This window comes from Ralstonia sp. 25mfcol4.1 (assembly GCF_900104095.1).
Taxonomy (GTDB): Bacteria; Pseudomonadota; Gammaproteobacteria; order Burkholderiales; family Burkholderiaceae; genus Cupriavidus.
On sequence record NZ_FNJO01000004.1, the window covers coordinates 382,817 to 400,461 of the forward strand.

10 protein-coding genes are annotated in these 17,645 nt (G+C 62.2%); 4 read left to right on the forward strand and 6 right to left on the reverse strand.

The annotated features are described in order from the left end of the window. Positions 1-7,814, reverse strand: a 7,814-nt coding sequence (locus BLQ58_RS10255; protein WP_092597276.1) for an ESPR-type extended signal peptide-containing protein, incomplete at its 3' end; no start/stop codon positions are given. Between the two features lie 731 nt (positions 7,815-8,545). Between BLQ58_RS10255 and BLQ58_RS10260 the strand changes: the two genes are divergently transcribed. After that, entirely contained in the window at positions 8,546-9,193 is a 648-nt protein-coding gene (locus tag BLQ58_RS10260) for a response regulator (RefSeq protein ID WP_049815929.1), read from the forward strand. A gap of 614 nt (positions 9,194-9,807) precedes the next feature. Next, the gene (locus BLQ58_RS10265) at positions 9,808-10,884 is read left to right on the forward strand and encodes a porin (protein ID WP_092597279.1); all 1,077 of its coding nucleotides are present in this window, start codon (positions 9,808-9,810) and stop codon (positions 10,882-10,884) included. A gap of 9 nt (positions 10,885-10,893) precedes the next feature. Here the strand turns inward: BLQ58_RS10265 and BLQ58_RS10270 are convergent, their stop codons facing one another. Then, positions 10,894-11,559 (reverse strand): DsbA family oxidoreductase, encoded by a 666-nt coding sequence (locus tag BLQ58_RS10270; RefSeq protein WP_029051377.1) that lies wholly within the window; start codon positions 11,557-11,559, stop codon positions 10,894-10,896. Positions 11,560-11,707: 148 nt separating this feature from the next. On the opposite strand from BLQ58_RS10270, the gene BLQ58_RS10275 reads away from it, so the two are divergent. Continuing rightward, positions 11,708-11,902 (forward strand): DUF1059 domain-containing protein, encoded by a 195-nt coding sequence (locus BLQ58_RS10275; RefSeq protein ID WP_029051378.1) that lies wholly within the window; start codon positions 11,708-11,710, stop codon positions 11,900-11,902. A 117-nt stretch (positions 11,903-12,019) separates the two neighbouring features. Here BLQ58_RS10275 and cyoD read toward each other — a convergent pair whose 3' ends face one another. From cyoD to cyoA, 4 genes are read right to left on the reverse strand one after another with little or no spacing between them, the layout of a single operon-like run. After that, a complete protein-coding gene (cyoD, locus tag BLQ58_RS10280; RefSeq protein WP_049815930.1) occupies positions 12,020-12,424 on the reverse strand; it encodes a cytochrome o ubiquinol oxidase subunit IV in 405 nt (134 codons plus the stop codon). Continuing rightward, entirely contained in the window at positions 12,424-13,113 is a 690-nt protein-coding gene (gene cyoC, locus BLQ58_RS10285; RefSeq protein WP_092597282.1) for a cytochrome o ubiquinol oxidase subunit III, read from the reverse strand. Before cyoC ends, cyoD begins: the two co-directional genes overlap by 1 nt. A 2-nt stretch (positions 13,114-13,115) precedes the next feature. Then, complete coding sequence (gene cyoB, locus BLQ58_RS10290; protein WP_029051381.1) at positions 13,116-15,116, reverse strand: cytochrome o ubiquinol oxidase subunit I; 2,001 nt, start codon at positions 15,114-15,116, stop codon at positions 13,116-13,118. A 5-nt stretch (positions 15,117-15,121) separates the two neighbouring features. Continuing rightward, entirely contained in the window at positions 15,122-16,102 is a 981-nt protein-coding gene (cyoA, locus tag BLQ58_RS10295) for a ubiquinol oxidase subunit II (protein WP_029051382.1), read from the reverse strand. A 143-nt stretch (positions 16,103-16,245) separates the two neighbouring features. On the opposite strand from cyoA, the gene BLQ58_RS10300 reads away from it, so the two are divergent. Then, a complete protein-coding gene (locus tag BLQ58_RS10300; protein ID WP_049815884.1) occupies positions 16,246-17,634 on the forward strand; it encodes an aminotransferase-like domain-containing protein in 1,389 nt (462 codons plus the stop codon). The last annotated feature ends 11 nt before the right edge of the window (positions 17,635-17,645 follow it).

Below are 17,645 nucleotides of genomic sequence, written 5' to 3' on the forward strand. Positions count from 1 at the left end.
TTGGTGGTGTTGCCCGAGATATTCGTCGAGCCGTTACCTCCGGTGTTGATGGTGCCATTGCCGTTGTCGACGCCAGTTCCATCGGTGGTGTTGCCCGAGATATTTGTCGAGCCGTTACCGCCCGTATTGATAGTGCCGTTACCGTTGTTCACCCCGGTACCGTTCGTCGAGTTACCCGAGACATTGGTCGAGCCATTGCCGTCGGTATTGATCGAACCATTGCCGTTATCGACGCCAGTTCCATCGGTGGTGTTGCCCGAGATATTGGTCGAGCCGTTGCCGCCGGTGTTAATGGTCCCGTTACCGTTGTTCACCCCGGTACCGTTGGTCGAGTTACCCGAGACGTTGGTCGAGCCATTGCCGTCGGTGTTGATGGATCCATTGCCGTTGTCAACGCCGGTACCGTTGGTGGTGTTGCCCGAGATATTCGTCGAGCCGTTACCTCCGGTGTTGATGGTGCCGTTGCCGTTGTCCACGCCAGTACCGTCCGTCGTATTGCCGGAGATGTTGGTGGAGCCGTTGCCGTCGGTTGTGATTGATCCGTTCCCGTTGTCGACGCCTGTTCCGTTAGTCGAATTACCGGAAATATTGGTCGAGCCATTCCCACCAGTGTTGATGGTGCCGTTTCCGTTATCCACCCCAGTGCTGTTCCCGGAACCGCCCGAGATATTGGTCGAACCGTTGCCTCCGGTGTTGATCGAACCGTTCCCATTGTTGACGCCGCTTCCGTTGGTCGAGTTACCCGAGACATTGGTCGACCCGTTGCCGTCAGTGGTAATCGATCCATTACCGTTGTCTACACCGGTACCGTCGGTCGTATTGCCCGAGATGTTCGACGAGCCATTGCCCCCGGTGTTAATGCTGCCGTTACCGTTGTTGACGCCGGTCCCATTGGTCGAGTTACCCGAGACGTTGGTCGAGCCATTGCCCTGCGTGTCAATGGTGCCGTTGCCATTGTCAACGCCAGTTCCATCGGTGGTGTTGCCGGAAACGTTTGTCGACCCATTGCCGTCAGTGGTAATCGAACCGTTACCGTTGTCTACACCGGTACCGTCGGTCGTATTGCCCGAGATATTGGTCGAGCCATTACCGCCGGTGTTAATTGTGCCGTTACCGTTATCGACGCCGGTGCCGTTCGTGGAATTCCCCGAGACATTGGTGGACCCGTTGCCGTCCGTGTTGATCGAACCGTTGCCGTTATCGACGCCGGTGCCGTTCGTCGAATTCCCCGAGACATTGGTGGACCCGTTGCCGTCCGTGTTGATCGAACCGTTGCCGTTGTCTACGCCTGGGCCGCCGGTAGAGTTGCCCGAGATATTGGTCGAGCCGTTGCCACCTGTGTTGATGGTGCCGTTGCCGTTATCCACACCGGTACCGTTGCCGGAATCACCCGTGACGTTCGTCGATCCATTGCCACCGGTGTTAATGGTGCCATTGCCGTTATTGACACCCGTGCCGTTGGTCGAGTTGCCAGACACATTGGTCGAACCATTGCCCTGGGTGTCGATCGTGCCGTTACCGTTATCGACGCCCGTACCATTCGTAGTATTGCCCGAAATATTCGTCGAGCCGTTACCCCCGGTATTGATGGTCCCGTTGCCGTTATCGACGCCGGTACCGTCCGTCGTATTGCCGGAAACGTTGGTCGACCCGTTGCCGCCCGTATTTATCGAGCCGTTGCCGTTGTTGACACCCGTGCCGTTAGTCGAATTCCCCGAGACATTGGTGGAACCGTTGCCTTGTGTGTCAATCGTCCCGTTGCCGTTATCAACGCCGGTGCCATTGGTGGTGTTACCCGAGATATTCGTCGAGCCGTTTCCACCCGTGTTGATCGTGCCATTTCCGTTGTTGACGCCGGTTCCGTCCGTCGTATTACCTGAGATATTGGCCGATCCGTTGCCGTCGGTATTGATCGAACCATTGCCGTTGTCTACCCCAGTGCCGTTGGTCGAGTTACCCGAGACATTGGTCGAACCATTGCCCGCCGTGTTGATGGAGCCATTGCCGTTGTCGACGCCGGTGCCATTGGTCGAGTTACCGGTGACGTTGGTCGAGCCGTTGCCGTCAGTATTGATGCCCCCGCCATTGTCGACACCCGAGCCATTCGTCGAGTTACCGGTGACGTTGGTCGAGCCGTTGCCGCCTGTATTGATGGAGCCGTTGCCGTTACTGACGCCCGTACCGCCGGTCGAATTACCCGAGATATTGGTGGATCCGTTGCCCCCGGTATTGATGGTGCCATTGCCGTTGTCTACGCCCGGGCCGCCAGTGGAGTTGCCCGAGACGTTGGTCGAGCCATTGCCCTGGGTGTCGATCGTGCCATTGCCGTTATCGACGCCAGTGCCATTGGTGGAGCCGCCCGTAACGTTGGTCGAGCCATTACCGTCAGTATTAATGCCACCGCCGTTGTCTACGCCAGTGCCATTGGTCGAGTTGCCAGTGACATTGGTCGAACCATTGCCGCCGGTGTTAATCGAGCCGTTTCCGTTGCCGACGCCAGTACCGTTGGTCGAGTTGCCCGACACGTTGGTCGTGCCGTTGTCGGTCGTATCGATCGTCCCATTACCGTTATCTACGCCAGTACCGTCCGTGGTGTTACCGGAGATATTGGTCGAGCCATTGCCATCGGTGTGAATCGAGCCGTTTCCGTTATCCACGCCGGTACCGTTGGTGGTATTGCCCGAGATATTGGTCGAACCATTGCCACCCGTGTCGATCGTGCCATTGCCGTTATCTACGCCAGTACCATTGGTGGAGCCGCCGGTGACGTTGGTCGAGCCATTGCCGTCGGTGTTGATACCACCGCCGTTGTCCACGCCCGAGCCATTGGTCGAATTGCCGGTGACATTGGTCGAGCCATTGCCACCGGTGTTAATCGAGCCGTTTCCGTTGCCGACGCCAGTACCGTTGGTCGAGTTGCCCGAGATATTGGTCGAACCGTTGCCCTGGGTGTCGATCGTGCCATTGCCGTTATCTACGCCAGTACCATTGGTGGAGCCGCCGGTGACGTTGGTCGAGCCATTGCCGTCGGTGTTGATACCGCCGCCGTTGTCCACGCCCGAGCCATTGGTCGAATTGCCGGTGACATTGGTCGAGCCATTGCCGCCGGTGTTAATCGAGCCGTTTCCGTTGCCGACGCCAGTACCGTTGGTCGAGTTTCCCGAGATATTGGTCGAACCGTTGCCCTGGGTGTCGATCGTGCCATTGCCGTTATCTACGCCAGTACCATTGGTGGAGCCGCCGGTGACGTTGGTCGAGCCATTGCCGTCGGTGTTGATACCGCCGCCGTTGTCCACGCCCGAGCCATTGGTCGAATTGCCGGTGACATTGGTCGAACCATTGCCACCGGTGTTAATCGAGCCGTTTCCGTTGCCGACGCCAGTACCGTTGGTCGAGTTACCCGAGATATTGGTCGAACCGTTGCCCTGGGTGTCGATCGTGCCATTGCCGTTATCGACGCCAGTACCATTGGTGGAGCCACCCGTGACGTTGGTCGAGCCGTTGCCGTCGGTATTGATGCCGCCGCCGTTGTCTACGCCCGAGCCATTGGTCGAATTGCCGGTGACATTGGTCGAGCCGTTGCCACCCGTGTTAATCGACCCGTTTCCGTTATGGACGCCAGTGCCATTGGTCGAGTTACCCGACACGTTTGTCGTACCGTTGTCCGTCGTATTGATGGTCCCGTTACCATTGTCTACGCCAGTACCATCCGAAGTGTTGCCGGAGATATTGGTCGAACCGTTGCCGCTCGTATTGACTGAGCCATTGCCGTTATCGACCCCGGTGCCGTTGGTCGAGCCGCCCGTGACGTTTGTCGAGCCATTGCCGTCGGTGTTGATACCGCCGCCGTTGTCCACGCCCGAGCCGTTGGTCGAATTGCCCGTGACATTGGTCGAGCCATTGCCACTGGTATTGATCGAGCCATTGCCGTTATCGACACCCGTACCGTTGCTCGAACCGCCGGTGATGTTGGTCGAGCCGTTTCCGCCGGTGCTGACGCTGCCATTGCCATTGTCCACGCCGGTGCCATTGCCTGAGCCACCCGTGATGTTTGTCGAGCCATTGCCATCAGTGTTGACGCGGCCGCCGTTGTCGACGCCAGAGCCGTTGGCCGAGTTTCCGGTAATGTTCGTTGTGCCGTTACCGTCCGTATCGACCGTACCGTTTCCGTTTTTCACCCCGACGCCATTTACCGAGGTGCCGGATAAATTGGTCGTACCGTTGTCGGTCGTATTGATGGAGCCGTTACTGTTATCTACACCCGTGCCATTGGTGGTACTGCCAGCAATATTGGTCGAGCCGTTTCCACCAGTGCTGATCGAACCATTGCCGTTATCGATGCCATGTCCATTCGTCGAATGCCCCGTGACATTCGTCGAACCGTTGCCGTTTGTATTGATCGAGCCATTTCCGACATTGGAAAGTACGCCAATGCCGTTGACGACGCCTGAACCATTCGTGGAAGTTCCCGAAATGTTCGTCGACCCATTACCGTCTGTGCTGATGTTCCCTTGAATACGAACACCTGCACCATTTGCCGAGTTGCCAGTGATGCTTGTCGAGCCGTTTCCAATAGTACTGATGGTGGAATTGCCCGTCGGGCTCATGGCTACGCCGGCCCCGTTATTCGAACTACCCGTAACGGCAAGGGAACCGTTGCCGGATACTTCCGCCACGGGCCGCAACCATACGCCAGCACCGTTACCGGTCGCAGTTCCGCTCAGATTAACCCCGGCCTGACCACCGATGTTGAGAATGCTGGCTACGAACACGCCCGCCCCATCAACAGTTGTTCCGTTGGCAGTTAACGTCGCATTCCCAGTCAGATCTGTTGTGCCGGTCAAATCAACGGCGCGACGATTTGTGGAATTTCCCGAAAAAATCGCTCCACCATCATCCGAGATGTTCAACTGCCCGGAAACATATACGCCGGTTTCGTTCGCCGAGGTACCCGTGGCAGTCAATTTGCCATTGTCGGACACAGTAGCATTAACAATATCGACGCCTCGACCGTTTGTGGAGGTACCTGAAAAATTCGCTCCGGCGCCATCAGAGATATTCAACTGCCCGGACACAAATACGCCGGTTCCATTCGCCGAGGTACCCGTGGCAGTCAATGTGCCATTGCCGGACACAGTGGCATTTACAATATCGATGCCTCGACCGTTTGTGGAGTTACCTGAAAAATTCGCTCCAGCGCCATCAGAGATATCCAACTCCCCGGACACAAATACGGCGGCTTCATTCGCCGAGGTACCCGTGACAGACAATGTGCCATTGCCGGACACCGCAGCATTTCCGATCTCAACGCCTCGATTATTCGTGGACGCGCCTGTGATGTTCAGCGCCGCATTTCCCGTGGCGTTGAGGCTTCCTACCACAACACCACTGCCATTACCGCCGGTTCCGGTGATGTTCATTCCGACGTTGTCGCCGGACAAACTTACCCGCTCAATAACGGCACCGGCACCATTGGCACTGCTGCCATCGATATTGATTGATGCATTGTCTGTGCCCCGGATATAACCGGTGTCTGCATCGCCAAAGGGCCGCATCCAGACAACACCCGATCCGTCCCCTTGCGATGTACCTTGGATATTCAGCCTGGAGCCTCCGGACACATTGATATCCGTAGCGTAGCCGACGACGCCTCGACCCAGAACGGAACTGCCGTTCAAACTCAATGTTCCACCATTGGATACCTGAATAGCCTGACTGCCGCTGTAGTAGCCATGGTTGACCGGGTTGTACCCCGAAGCGATGCCGACCAGATTCGTGGAGTGACCTTCAAACGAGACATCGGCACCGTCGATATTCATCCTTACCACATGATCGATACCGAGGGCGTTCTGCGATGTGCCGCGTACATTCAGTGTCCCACCCAGCACGGCGAGATTGGCTGCGGAATTAAATGCCGTGGTCCCAATCATCACGCCACTGGCATCGACCGAAGTACCAGTAATATTCAGAGTTCCTGCTCCGGTCTTGGTGATATTTGACGAAACCGAGAAAGCCACGCCGGCGCCGGCATTTGCGTTGCCGGTGATCTCGCCACTGCCGACCGATAAATTGCCACCAAAAAATACGGCAGCGTCCGTTCCACCTGTCGTGTTACCCGATACCCGGATATCCCCGCCGTTCAGATCGATGGTGCTACCGCCGTTCTGCCGGACTAGTCCGTTCGTGCCCCCCATCGCGGCCGTCAGATTCAGATTCAGCTCATTCGATGTCGAGGTGATATTCCCGTTCAGCGTGATGCTGCCGTTGGCAGCCAGGGTCAGGTTGGCCGCGCCGCCCGCCGTCTTGCTGATATCCGCACCACCTTGCTGCGTGATGTTTCCCGTGGCCGTACCCGAACTGGCGGTGGTAATCGTGACGTCCGTACCGTTGTTCAGCGCGTCGTTGATCGATGTGTTGCGGACCGTTGCCGTGTTGTTGGTACCGGCGTCGAAGCCGCCGGAGAGGTTGCCGTTATAGCCGGCATCGGCACCCGTACCGATTGTGATATCTGTCGGGTCAATCAGCCAGTGCCCGGATTTTCCATTCGGTGCCGCAGCCGTGACCGTGCCTTGCACGTTGAGCTTGTGACCCGACGTTTCAACGAACCCGCCATCGCCGTTCAGCGCGCCTGCGTCGATACGCGCACCGCCATCCACCTGCGTGAAATTGGCGAATGCCACGCCGTCCTGGAGCAGCGTCGCCGCGTCCGTGCCGGCCAGCTTGCCCAGGCTGTCGCCGCCCAGCACCACCTTGCCGCCGGCTGCGTCGCCCTTCACGTTGATCGACGCATTGCCGAACAGGCCCACGCGGTCGCCCGACAGCACCACCGTGCCGCCCTTGCCGCCCGCCGCCGTGCTGGACGCATCGATGGCGCCGGTCATCGTCACGTCGCCAGTCTTGCCGGCGTCCGCCACCACCGTGCCGGCGCGCACCACGCCGCTCAGGTTCACCACCGTCTTGAGCAGCGTGTCCTTGCCCCGCGCGGTCAGCAGCACCGTGCCGTCCTGGGCGCGGATATTGCCGCTGTTTTCCACCAGCGCGTTGGCCGTGGCGTTGGTCAGCGTTACCGAGATGCCCTGGCCGTTGTTCAGCGCGAACGTGGCGCTGTCGCCGGCTGCCAGCACGACCTGGCCGCCAGCACCGGCGTTGATCGAACCGCTATTGCGTACCTGGTCGCCGACCAGCGTGACAAAGCCGGCAGCGTTGATATCGCCCTCGTTGATGACGCCGGCCTGCTTGCCCGTTGCGCCGAGCGCCAGCGGGTTGCCGGCCATGAACGCGTTGACATCGATCGATTTGGTGGTGGCCAGCAGCGAACCCACGTTGACCACGGCGCCCCGGCCGAACAGCACACCGTTGGCGTTCTGGATCAGCACCTGGCCGTTGGCCAGCAGCGACCCCTGGATGTTGGACGGCACGCCACCGGTCACACGGTTCAGCGCCTGCGCCTGCGCGTTGGGCTGGTTGAACTGGACGGTGTTGCCCTTGCCGATGTTGAAGGTGTTCCAGTCGATCACGGTGCGCTGGCTGCCCTGATCGATGTGCATGGTGTTGCCGTTCGGCTGCGAGATCGTGGCTTGCCCGGCCACCACGTTGCCGTTGGTCGGCAGGGCCTGCGCGAAGGCCTGGCCCGACTCCAGAATCAGCATGGCCAGCGCGATGGAGGTCATCGCGGACACCACGCCGAACTGGGCGCCATTTGCGTCGCCACCCCCCTCGCCGGGGCGCTTGCCCTGGCTCTTCACGTTCTCCGCAACGGCCACCAGCATGCCGAGTCGCTTGCTGAATACGCGACGATACCGATTCTTGTTCATGGACTGATCCTAAAAATTGATTGCACGGCATCCGTCCCGCATCGCGCGGCGACGGATGAGAGCGCAGGCATTGCGGCGGGCATCGCTACGGCGATGTTCGGCAGGCAAGCCCTGCGATATCTCGCTTCCGGGAGTCGGGAGCGCGGGCGCACACGTCTGGTGGTTGCCGCGTTCGTGGCCTTCTGGCGAATTCGCCAGAACGCTTTTTGGCGATTCCTCGCTTCGGATCGTATGGAAGACGCCTTCGCTGCGTAATCGCAGATTTCCTAAAGTGCGGGCGTGTGGAAAAAACACCGCAGCCATGCGGACCTTGCTCAAAGGACAAGCCGCAGAACGTGAATAGTAATTCGACGAAATTCGGCCCAATGCCACTGCATTGCGCCAAATTCGAGTTAGTTCCATAGGCGGATATCCGTCTGATCAGCAGACTCGTCAGATTGCCTTTTCGCAGTCAGCCATTTCTGGATATGGCGCACGGGCCGGGCGATCCGATTCAGCAGGAAATGGAAATGGAAGTTCTTCCATCCTGCACGGGATGCCGGAAATCTACGCTCTTATTTGCGCTGTCTGGGCAGTGGCCTCACACGCCGAGATTTGAAAGTCGCGATCTGAAAGATCGAATACTTGCGGCGATATATCGGCGCTTGCAGTTGCCGGCCCCGTAATGCAATCGGCTGGCGGTGCGCTGTCGCCCGGCCAAATCACACCGGCATATTCCGGGAAATCGCACTATGACCACCATTCGCGTCATGCTGGCTGACGATCATCCGTTCATTGTGTTCGGCCTGCGCGAGATGCTCGGCAAACGGCTTGGCTTCCATGTGGTGGCCGAAGCCACCAACCCGCAAATGCTGCTGGAAAACCTGGCACAAAACGAATGCGATGTCCTGATAACCGATTTCTCGATGCCTTGTGATAATGCGCCGGACGGCCTTGCATTGCTGCATTCCATTCGTACGAGATTTCCGAAGGTCAGGATCGTGGTGCTGACCATGCTCGATAATCCCGCCCTGCTTGGCTGCATGCGCAAGGCCGGGGCGCTGTCGTTGCTGAACAAGCGCGACGGGATGCAGGAATTGTCCAAAGCCGTCATTGCCGCGTTCCAGGGCCGCGAGCATTCGAGTCCATCGGTCAGGAAGGCACTGGCCAAGCTCGGCGCGGCAAGTGCGGAAGCCCTTGCCATCGGCAGGCTCAGTCCGCGCGAGATCGAGGTGCTGCGGCTTTACGTCGGCGGGATGACCACCTCCGACATTGCCCGCTATCTGAACCGGAGCATCAACACGGTCAGCACGCAGAAACACAGCGCCCTGCGCAAGATCGGCGTGAAGAACGATGCGGAGCTTTTCGACTACGCGATCGAGCATGGGCTCAAGGCGTAGCCGATTTCTTAAAAGTAGTGCCGCTTCAAAAAAAACCCCGAGCCGTGATGGACCGGCCCGGGGGTGGGAAGGGGATACGCGGTCGAGGGGTCAGCCCGTGATGCCAAAGGCCGAAAGGGCCTTCGACGCAAAGGCCACCTGGGCGGCGGCACGTCCGACATCGAACGACTTCCAAAATCCGCGATGAATCTTCGGCGAGCCCGGCACGCCTGCGTCCGTCCGACGATGTGCGTCGAACGCTGCATTTGAGCCGTCAACGCGCCATGCTGTAAACTACGCCCCTTCCGTCGTACGGGCCCGGCCGTTTGATGCCTTTCAGGCACTCCGGCCATCGCCATTGTCGAAGTGGTGCGGCGGATATCGGATTCCTCAGGGCCCTGCGCCCGTCCCTGGCTTGCCTGCGCCTTGCCCGCAGCATTCGCCTTCTGACTTCGACCCTCGATCCGGGCCCTGCGCCCCTGGCTGCATCTGGCGGCCGTAACCCGGATAACGCCCCGTGCGCCTTCGCCAGAAGGGCTTCCGCGCGGGACTGGAACCCCCTCAGGTAGTTGCCTGAACCGACCCTTGCCGACGCTTGTGCGCGCCGGCCGGATCCGTATTCCGGAGGACAATTCGTGAAGAAACCAGCCAGCCTTTGGCTGCTAGCGGCCGGGCTGCTGCCTTGCGTCGCATACGCCGACCCCGGCGTGACCCTGTATGGCATCGTCAGCTCGGCGGTGCGCTATACGTCGAATGTCGACGCACGTCATCACGACCAACTGGCGCTGGTGTCGGGCGGCATGGTGGGCAGCCGTTTCGGCCTGAAGGGCTCCGAAGACCTTGGCGGCGGCAATCATGCGATCTTCCAGCTCGAATCGGGCTTCGGCAGCGATACCGGCCAGGCGGCCTACAACAGCTTCTTCGGCCGCCAGGCCTGGGTGGGCCTGAGCGGCGACTGGGGCAGCCTCACGTTCGGCCGGCAGTACAACGCGCTGAACAACATCGGCTGGGCCTTCGATCCGCTGGACCAGGGCTGGGGAAATTTCTGGTCCGATCCGCTCTACATCGGCGGCGACATCTTCTTCCAGGACTACCGCATCAATAACAGCGTGGTCTACCAGCGCACGGTGGGGCCGTTTTCGGTGCAGCTGGACTACGGCGCAGGCGAGCAGCCGGGCAGCATGACCCATGGCACCACGCTCGGTGGCGGCGTGAAGTACAGCCAGGGGCCGCTGGCGCTGGGCGTGGCGTATGACCAGCGTCGCAGCGACGACGGCAGCAACACGGTCCGCAACTATTCGGTGGGCGGCTCTTACACGATCGGCAAGGCAACGGGCTACATCGGCCATATGGGCCGGCGCGAATCGACCGGCCAGGCGCGCTACAACATCTCGTTCGTCGGTCTGGGCTACCAGCTGACGCAGGCGCTGCACCTGTCGGGCGCCTACTACCGCTACCAGCAGTCAGGCGACGTCACCACGCAGTTCCAGGACGCGCCGGTGCACCTGGGTGGCGGCAATGCGGACAGCGTGGCCTTCGTGGCCGACTATGCGTTCTCCAAGCGCACCAGCCTGTACCTGGAGACCGACATCGTGCACGCGCGCGGCGGCACGGTGGGCCGCGAGACCGAATACTGGGCCGGCACTCCGGTGACCGATGTCAGCCGCAGCACGCGGGTGGGCGCGATGATCGGCATGCGCCACCACTTCTGAGGATCCGGCTCAGGCGCCCTGGGTGCCCTTCTCGCTTGCTTCCTTTGCGATCTCGCGGATGGCCTGCTCGAACGCCTCGACAGGCTGGCCGCCCGTGACCAGGTAGCGGTTGTTGAAGATCACCGACGGCACCGACTGGATGCCCATGCCCTGGTATTCGCGCTCTTCTTCGCGGACTTCGTCGGCATAGGCCTCGCTGTCCAGCACCTTGCGGGCCTCGGCGGCATCCAGGCCCACCGACTGCACGGCCTCGATCAGCACGTCGTGGTTGCTCGGGTCCTTGCTGTCGCCGTGATAGGCCTGCAGCAGCGCCTGCTTCAGCGGCAGCTGCTTGCCCTGCGTGGCCGCCCACTGCAGCAGGCGGTGGGCATCGAACGTGTTGTAGATGAAGTTGCGCGGACCGAACGTGAAACCTACGCTGGCGCCGCGCTCGCGGATCATCTTCTGGGTCTCGGCGATCTGTTCCGGCGTACGGCCGTACTTGCGGGCGATGTAGTCGAGCACCGGCTCGCCTTCCGGCCCCATTTGCGGATTAAGCTCGAACGGGTGCATGACGACCTCGGCATCCACCACGTCGCGCGTGCGCTCGACGGCCTGCATCAGCGACGACAGCCCGATGGCGCACCAGGGGCACGCGATATCCGACACAAAGTCGATCCGGAGTGATTGAGTCATGGCTTTCTTCCAGTGGGCGGGTAGGGGGACAATCAGGTTGAAGGCCGACAGGGTAGCCCGATTTGCCGATGGCTGCAGGCGCCCGCGCAATCACCCTGCGCCCTATACTGGATCAGGCGCGCCCTCCATGCGCGCCAGGAGGCCTGCCATGGGACGCAAATACATCGATTGCCGCGACTACCCCAGCGATACCAACTGTACGGTCGCACTGAGCGCCGACACCGAGGACGAACTGCTGGAAGCCGCCGTGCAGCACGCCGTCCAGGTGCATCAGCACCAGGACACTCCCGAACTGCGCTCGCAGCTCAAGACCCTGTTCAAGGAAGGCGCCCCGCCGGCCTGATCGGGCCGAAGCGCCGCCGCGCCGGCTGGCGCGGAACGCAAAAAAGGACAGACCGTGCGCAGGGCACGTCTGTCCTGTCAAGAAACCGGCCCCAGCCCGAGTCCGGCTACAGATGCCTCAGCGGCCCGCGCCGGCCCCGGCTGGCACGGACTGCATCGGCATCATGTTCAGATTGGCGTTGTGCATGACCCACAGCGATCCCGACACGACGATAGCGATCAGGAACACCGTGCACGCGAAGATCGCCGTGTTGCCGCGCTGACCCTTGCGCGGCCCCAGGTGCAGGAAGAACACCAGCTGCACCAGCAACTGGGTGACGCACAGCGCCACGATCAGCGCCAGGCCCGCGCGCGGCGTCAGCACCCGGCCCATCACCGCACCGAACGACAGGAAGGTCAGCACCAGCGACAGCGCATAGCCGATCAGATGGCTGCGCAGGCTGCCGTGCGCCGCGCCATGGTCATGCCCATGGGCGTCCACTTGGGCGTCGGCGTGGGCGTGGGCGTGTTGTGGATGGGACATCAGAGGAACTCCCGCAGATAGACGACCGTGAACACGAAGATCCACACCAGGTCCAGGAAATGCCAGAACAGGCTCAGGCAGGCCAGGCGGCGGCGCACCACGGCGTCGAGCCCGAACACCTGCACCTGGTTGACCATCACGATGATCCACAGCAGGCCGGCGCTGACGTGCAGGCCGTGCGTGCCCACCAGCATGAAGAACGCCGACAGGTAGGCACTGCGGTTCGGGCCCGCGCCTTCGTGCAGCAGTTCGCGGAACTCGTAGACCTCCATGCACACGAAGGCCGCGCCCAGCGCGAACGTCAGTACCAGCCAGCGGATCACCGCCCGCGGCTTGCCCTGGCCGTCGCGGCCCTCGTGCAGCTTCAGCATCGCCACGCCGAAGGTCAGGCTGCTCGTCAGCAGCAGCATGGTCTCGCCCAGCACGAAGCGCAGGTCGAACAGTTCGCGGCCCGTGGGGCCGCCCGCCGTCCCGTTGAGCAGCACGCCGAACGTGGCAAACAGCGACGCGAAGATCAGGCAATCGCTCATCAGGTAGATCCAGAACCCCAGCTTAAGGGTGGATTCCGTCTGGTGGGCGTGATGCGCGTGGTCGTGATCGGGGGCGGCGTCGTGCGCGTGAGCGTCCGGCGCGGCGCCGGGCGGCGGTGCGGCGGCGTCGCCCCGCAGTTTCAGGGTGGTCGTCGTCATGATCAGTTGGCCCCCGTCAGGTTCGCGGCGGGCTGCGTGCCCAGCAGCGCAAAGCGGGCGCGCTCGATGCGCTCCACTTCGGCGGCCGGCACGTAGTAGTCCACGTCGCGGTCATAGGCGCGGGCGATGAACGTGAAGATCATCGCGGCCAGGCCGAAGCCGGCCAGCCACCATATATGCCAGACCAGCGCGAAGCACAGCACCAGCCCGAACACCGACACCAGGAAGCCGGTGGACGTGTTGCGCGGCATATGGATGTCCTCGTACCGGGCGGGCGGCATGTAGGCCGTGCCCGCTTCCTTGTTGTCCCAGTGCTGTTCCAGCGACGTGATCCGCGGCACGTGCGCGAAGTTGTAGAACGGCGCCGGCGAAGCCGTGGCCCATTCCAGGCTGCGGCCGTCCCATGGGTCGCCGGTCACGTCCATGTTCTGCTTGCGGTCGCGCACGCTGACGAACAGCTGCCAGAGGATCGCCAGGATGCCGCATCCGATGACCACGGCGCCCACCAGCGCCACGATCAGGTAAGGCTGCCAGTCGGGGTTGTTGTAGTGGTTCATGCGGCGCGTCATGCCCTGCAGCCCCAGCGCGTACAGCGGCATGAAGGCCAGGTAGAAGCCGATCAGCCAGCACCAGAACGCGACCTTGCCCCAGAACTCGTTCAGCGTGAAGCCAAACACCTTCGGGAACCAGAACGTCATCGCGGCCAGGCAGCCAAAGACCACGCCGCCGATGATCACGTTGTGGAAGTGGGCAATCAGGAACAGGCTGTTGTGCAGCACGAAGTCGGCGCCCGGCACCGCCAGCAGCACGCCGGTCATGCCGCCCACGGCAAACGTGACCATGAAGCCGATGGTCCACAGCGTCGACGAATGGAAGCGGATGCGCCCCCGGTACATCGTGAACAGCCAGTTGAACAGCTTCACGCCGGTGGGGATCGAGATGATCGACGTCATAATGCCGAAGAACGCGTTGACGCTGGCGCCCGAGCCCATCGTGAAGAAGTGGTGCAGCCAGACGAAGAACGACAGCACGCCGATCGACGACGTCGCGTAGACCATCGACGTGTACCCGAACAGCGGCTTGCGCGAGAACGTGGAGATGATCTCCGAGAACGCGCCGAAGCAAGGCAGGATCAGCACGTAGACCTCGGGGTGGCCCCAGATCCAGATCAGGTTCACGTACATCATGGCGTTTCCGCCCAGCTCGCTGGTGAAGAAATGCATGTCCAGATAGCGGTCGGCGGCCAGCAGCGCCAGCGTGGCGGTCAGCACCGGGAAGATGGCGACGATCAGGATGTTCGTGATCAGCGCCGTCCACGTGAAGACGGGCATTTTCATCAGGTTCAGGCCCGGCGCGCGCATGCGCAGGATCGTCACGATGAAGTTGATGCCGGTCAGCGTGGTGCCCAGCCCCGATATCTGCAATGACCAGATGTAGTAGTCCACCCCGACCGTCGGGCTGTATCCGAGCCCGCTCAGCGGCGGATACGCAACCCAGCCCGTGGCGGCGAAGTCGCCGACGAACATCGACATCATGACCAGCACCGCCCCCATCGCCGACATCCAGAAGCTCAGCGAATTGACGAACGGGTAGGCCACGTCGCGCGCACCGATCTGCAGCGGCACGATCACGTTCATCAGGCCCAGAATGAACGGCGTGGCCACGAAGAAGATCATGATCACGCCGTGTGCGGTGAAAATCTGGTCGTAGTGATGCGGCGGCAGGTAGCCCACCGCCTCACCCACGGCAATGGCCTGCTGGGTGCGCATCATGATGGCGTCGGCAAAGCCGCGCAGCAGCATGACCAGCGCCAGGATGATGTACATCACGCCAATGCGCTTGTGATCGACCGAGCAGATCCACTCGCGCCAGAGGTAGCTCCACTTGTTGTAGTACGTGATGGCGCCCAGCAGCGCTGCGCCGCCCAGCATCACCACCACCAGCGTGCCCATGATGATGGGCTCGTGCAGGGGGATGGCGTCGAGAGAGAGTTTTCCGAACATGATGATTAACGCTCCAGGGTCGTCTGCTGCGCCGGGAGCGGCGGCATGTTGGCGCCGGCAATGGCGCCGAGGGTCACGGGGCTGTCGGCACGGCAGATTTCGCCGTTGCTGGCCATGTACTGGTCCACCACCCCCTGGAACAGGCGCGGTTCGACCCTGGCGTACACCGTGACGGCGTCCTTGCTGCTTCGCTGCTCCAGCTTCCGGTAGGTGGCTTCGTCGAGCGTGTTGCCCGAGGCGCGGGCGCGTTCGATCCACGCGTCGAAGTCGGCGCGCGAGGTGGCCACGGTGCGGAAGTGCATATCGGAGAAGCCCGACCCGCTATAGGCGGCCGACCGGCCATCGAACACGCCGGTTTCGTCGGCGATCAGATGCAGCTTCGTCTGCATGCCGGCCATCGCATAGACCATGCTGCCCAGGCGCGGGATGAACAGCGCGTTCATCGTCGACTCGGCCGTGATCCGGAAATTGATTGGCGTACCCACGGGGATGGGCAACTCGTTCAGCGACGCCACGCCGTACTGCGGATAGATAAACAGCCATTTCCAGTCGAGCGCGACGACATCCACTTCCACCGGCGTCACCTTCGATTCCAGCGGCCGGAACGGGTCTAGCTTGTGAGTGGTGTCCCAGATGATGACGCCGAGCAGCGCCACGATCACGCACGGGATGCCCCACACGACCACTTCGATCTTCGTGGAATGCGACCAGCGCGGCGCGTACTCGGCCTTTGTGTTCGTCTCGCGATAGCGCCAGGCGAATACCAGCGTGAGGATGATCACGGGGATCACCACCAGCAGCATCAGCGCAGTGGCCAGCACGATCAGGTTGCGCGTCTGCACACCGATCGACCCGCTGGGGTTCAGCAAGTCCCACGAACAGCCGGTCAGGATCAGGGGGGTGATGGCATACAGCCACGCACGGGGGGAACGCAGGGATGGGGGGCGCCGACGCAGAGGTCTGGGGTCGGCCGGTTGCTCACGCATTTCAACACCTTCTTACAGGGGCACAGGCGGGGGCCCAGACAACATCCCGGTATTTGTATGGATTTGCCTGAGTTGCGCGGCATGCTAAGGTAAGACAACACCCATACAAGATGAGGCGAGTCTTGCGTACAACGAATCCGTCGATGCCTTCGCACCTGGAAGAAAAACCCGGCTGGATCGGCACCTTCGCCACCGCCGGCGGCCCGCGTTACGTCCAGATCGCCGGATTTCTGGAGCGCGCCATGGCGGACGGCGTGTTGGCCCCCGGCGATCGCCTGCCGCCCCAGCGCGAACTGGCGGCACTCCTTGGGGTGGATCTAACCACTGTGACGCGGGCACTGGCCGAGGCCCGGCGGCGCGGGCTGGTCGAGCCACGTGGATCTCTCGGCACTTTCATAGCGGCACCAGCGTTTGAGCTGGCCCAGGCCGTGGACTTGAGCATGAACGTGCCGCCGCCACCGGAAGGCATTGATTTCGCCGACATGCTCCGGCGCGGGCTGGCGCAAGTCACGTTGCGCGCCGATGCGAACCTGCTGATGACGTACCAGCTTGGCGGCGGCACGATGCCCGACCGCGTGGCCGGCGCCCAGTGGCTGGCGCCGATGCTGGGCGATGTCCCGCCCGACCGCGTGATCGCCAGTCCGGGCGCGCAATCGGCACTGGCGGCGCTGATGCTGTGCCGGACCACGCCGGGCGCGGCGATTGCCGCAGAGCCGCTGATCTATCCGGGGGTACGCGGCGCGGCCGCTGAACTGGGGCGCCACGTGGTGACCATCGCCACCGACGCCGACGGCATGCGCCCCGACGCGCTGGACGCCGCGTGCAGCGCCGGCAATGTGCAGCTGATCTACCTGAACCCGACGCTGCAGAACCCCACCACGCACACGATGCGCGATGCCCGCCGCCACGACATTGCGCGCGTGGCCCGGCGGCACGGCGTGCTGATCGTCGAGGATGATCCCTACTGGCTGCTGACGCCCGACGCCCCGCCGCCGCTGGCGGCCATCGACCCGGCGCAGACGGTCTACATCGCCACGCTGGCCAAGTGCCTGAGCCCGGGCCTGCGCACCGCCTACGTGGTGGCACCCGACCGCGACCTGCAGGAGTCGATCCTGGCCGCGCTGCGCGCGATCACGCTGATGGCGTCGCCGATTGCCACGGCACTCGCCACGCAATGGATTCGCGACGGCTCGGCGGCCGACCTGCTGGCCGGCATCCGCACCGAAGCCGCCGCGCGCCAGCTGATCGCCCGGCAATGGCTGGCGCCCAGCGGCCCGTATGCGCCGTCCGGCATCCACGTCTGGCATCCATTGCCCAGCTACTGGTCATCGGCCGGCTTCAGCCGCGCGGCGCAGGACGAATCGCTGCGCGTCACCGCATCGGACGTGTTCTACGACGGCGCCACTCCGCCCAACGCCATCCGCATCTCGCTTGGCGGCGTGGCTGAACGCGCGCAACTGTCGATGGCCCTGAAGAAGCTGTCCGGCCTGCTGGCGCGCAAGCCGCCCAACGCCTCGATGCCGGTGATTTGAGGCATGGCGCC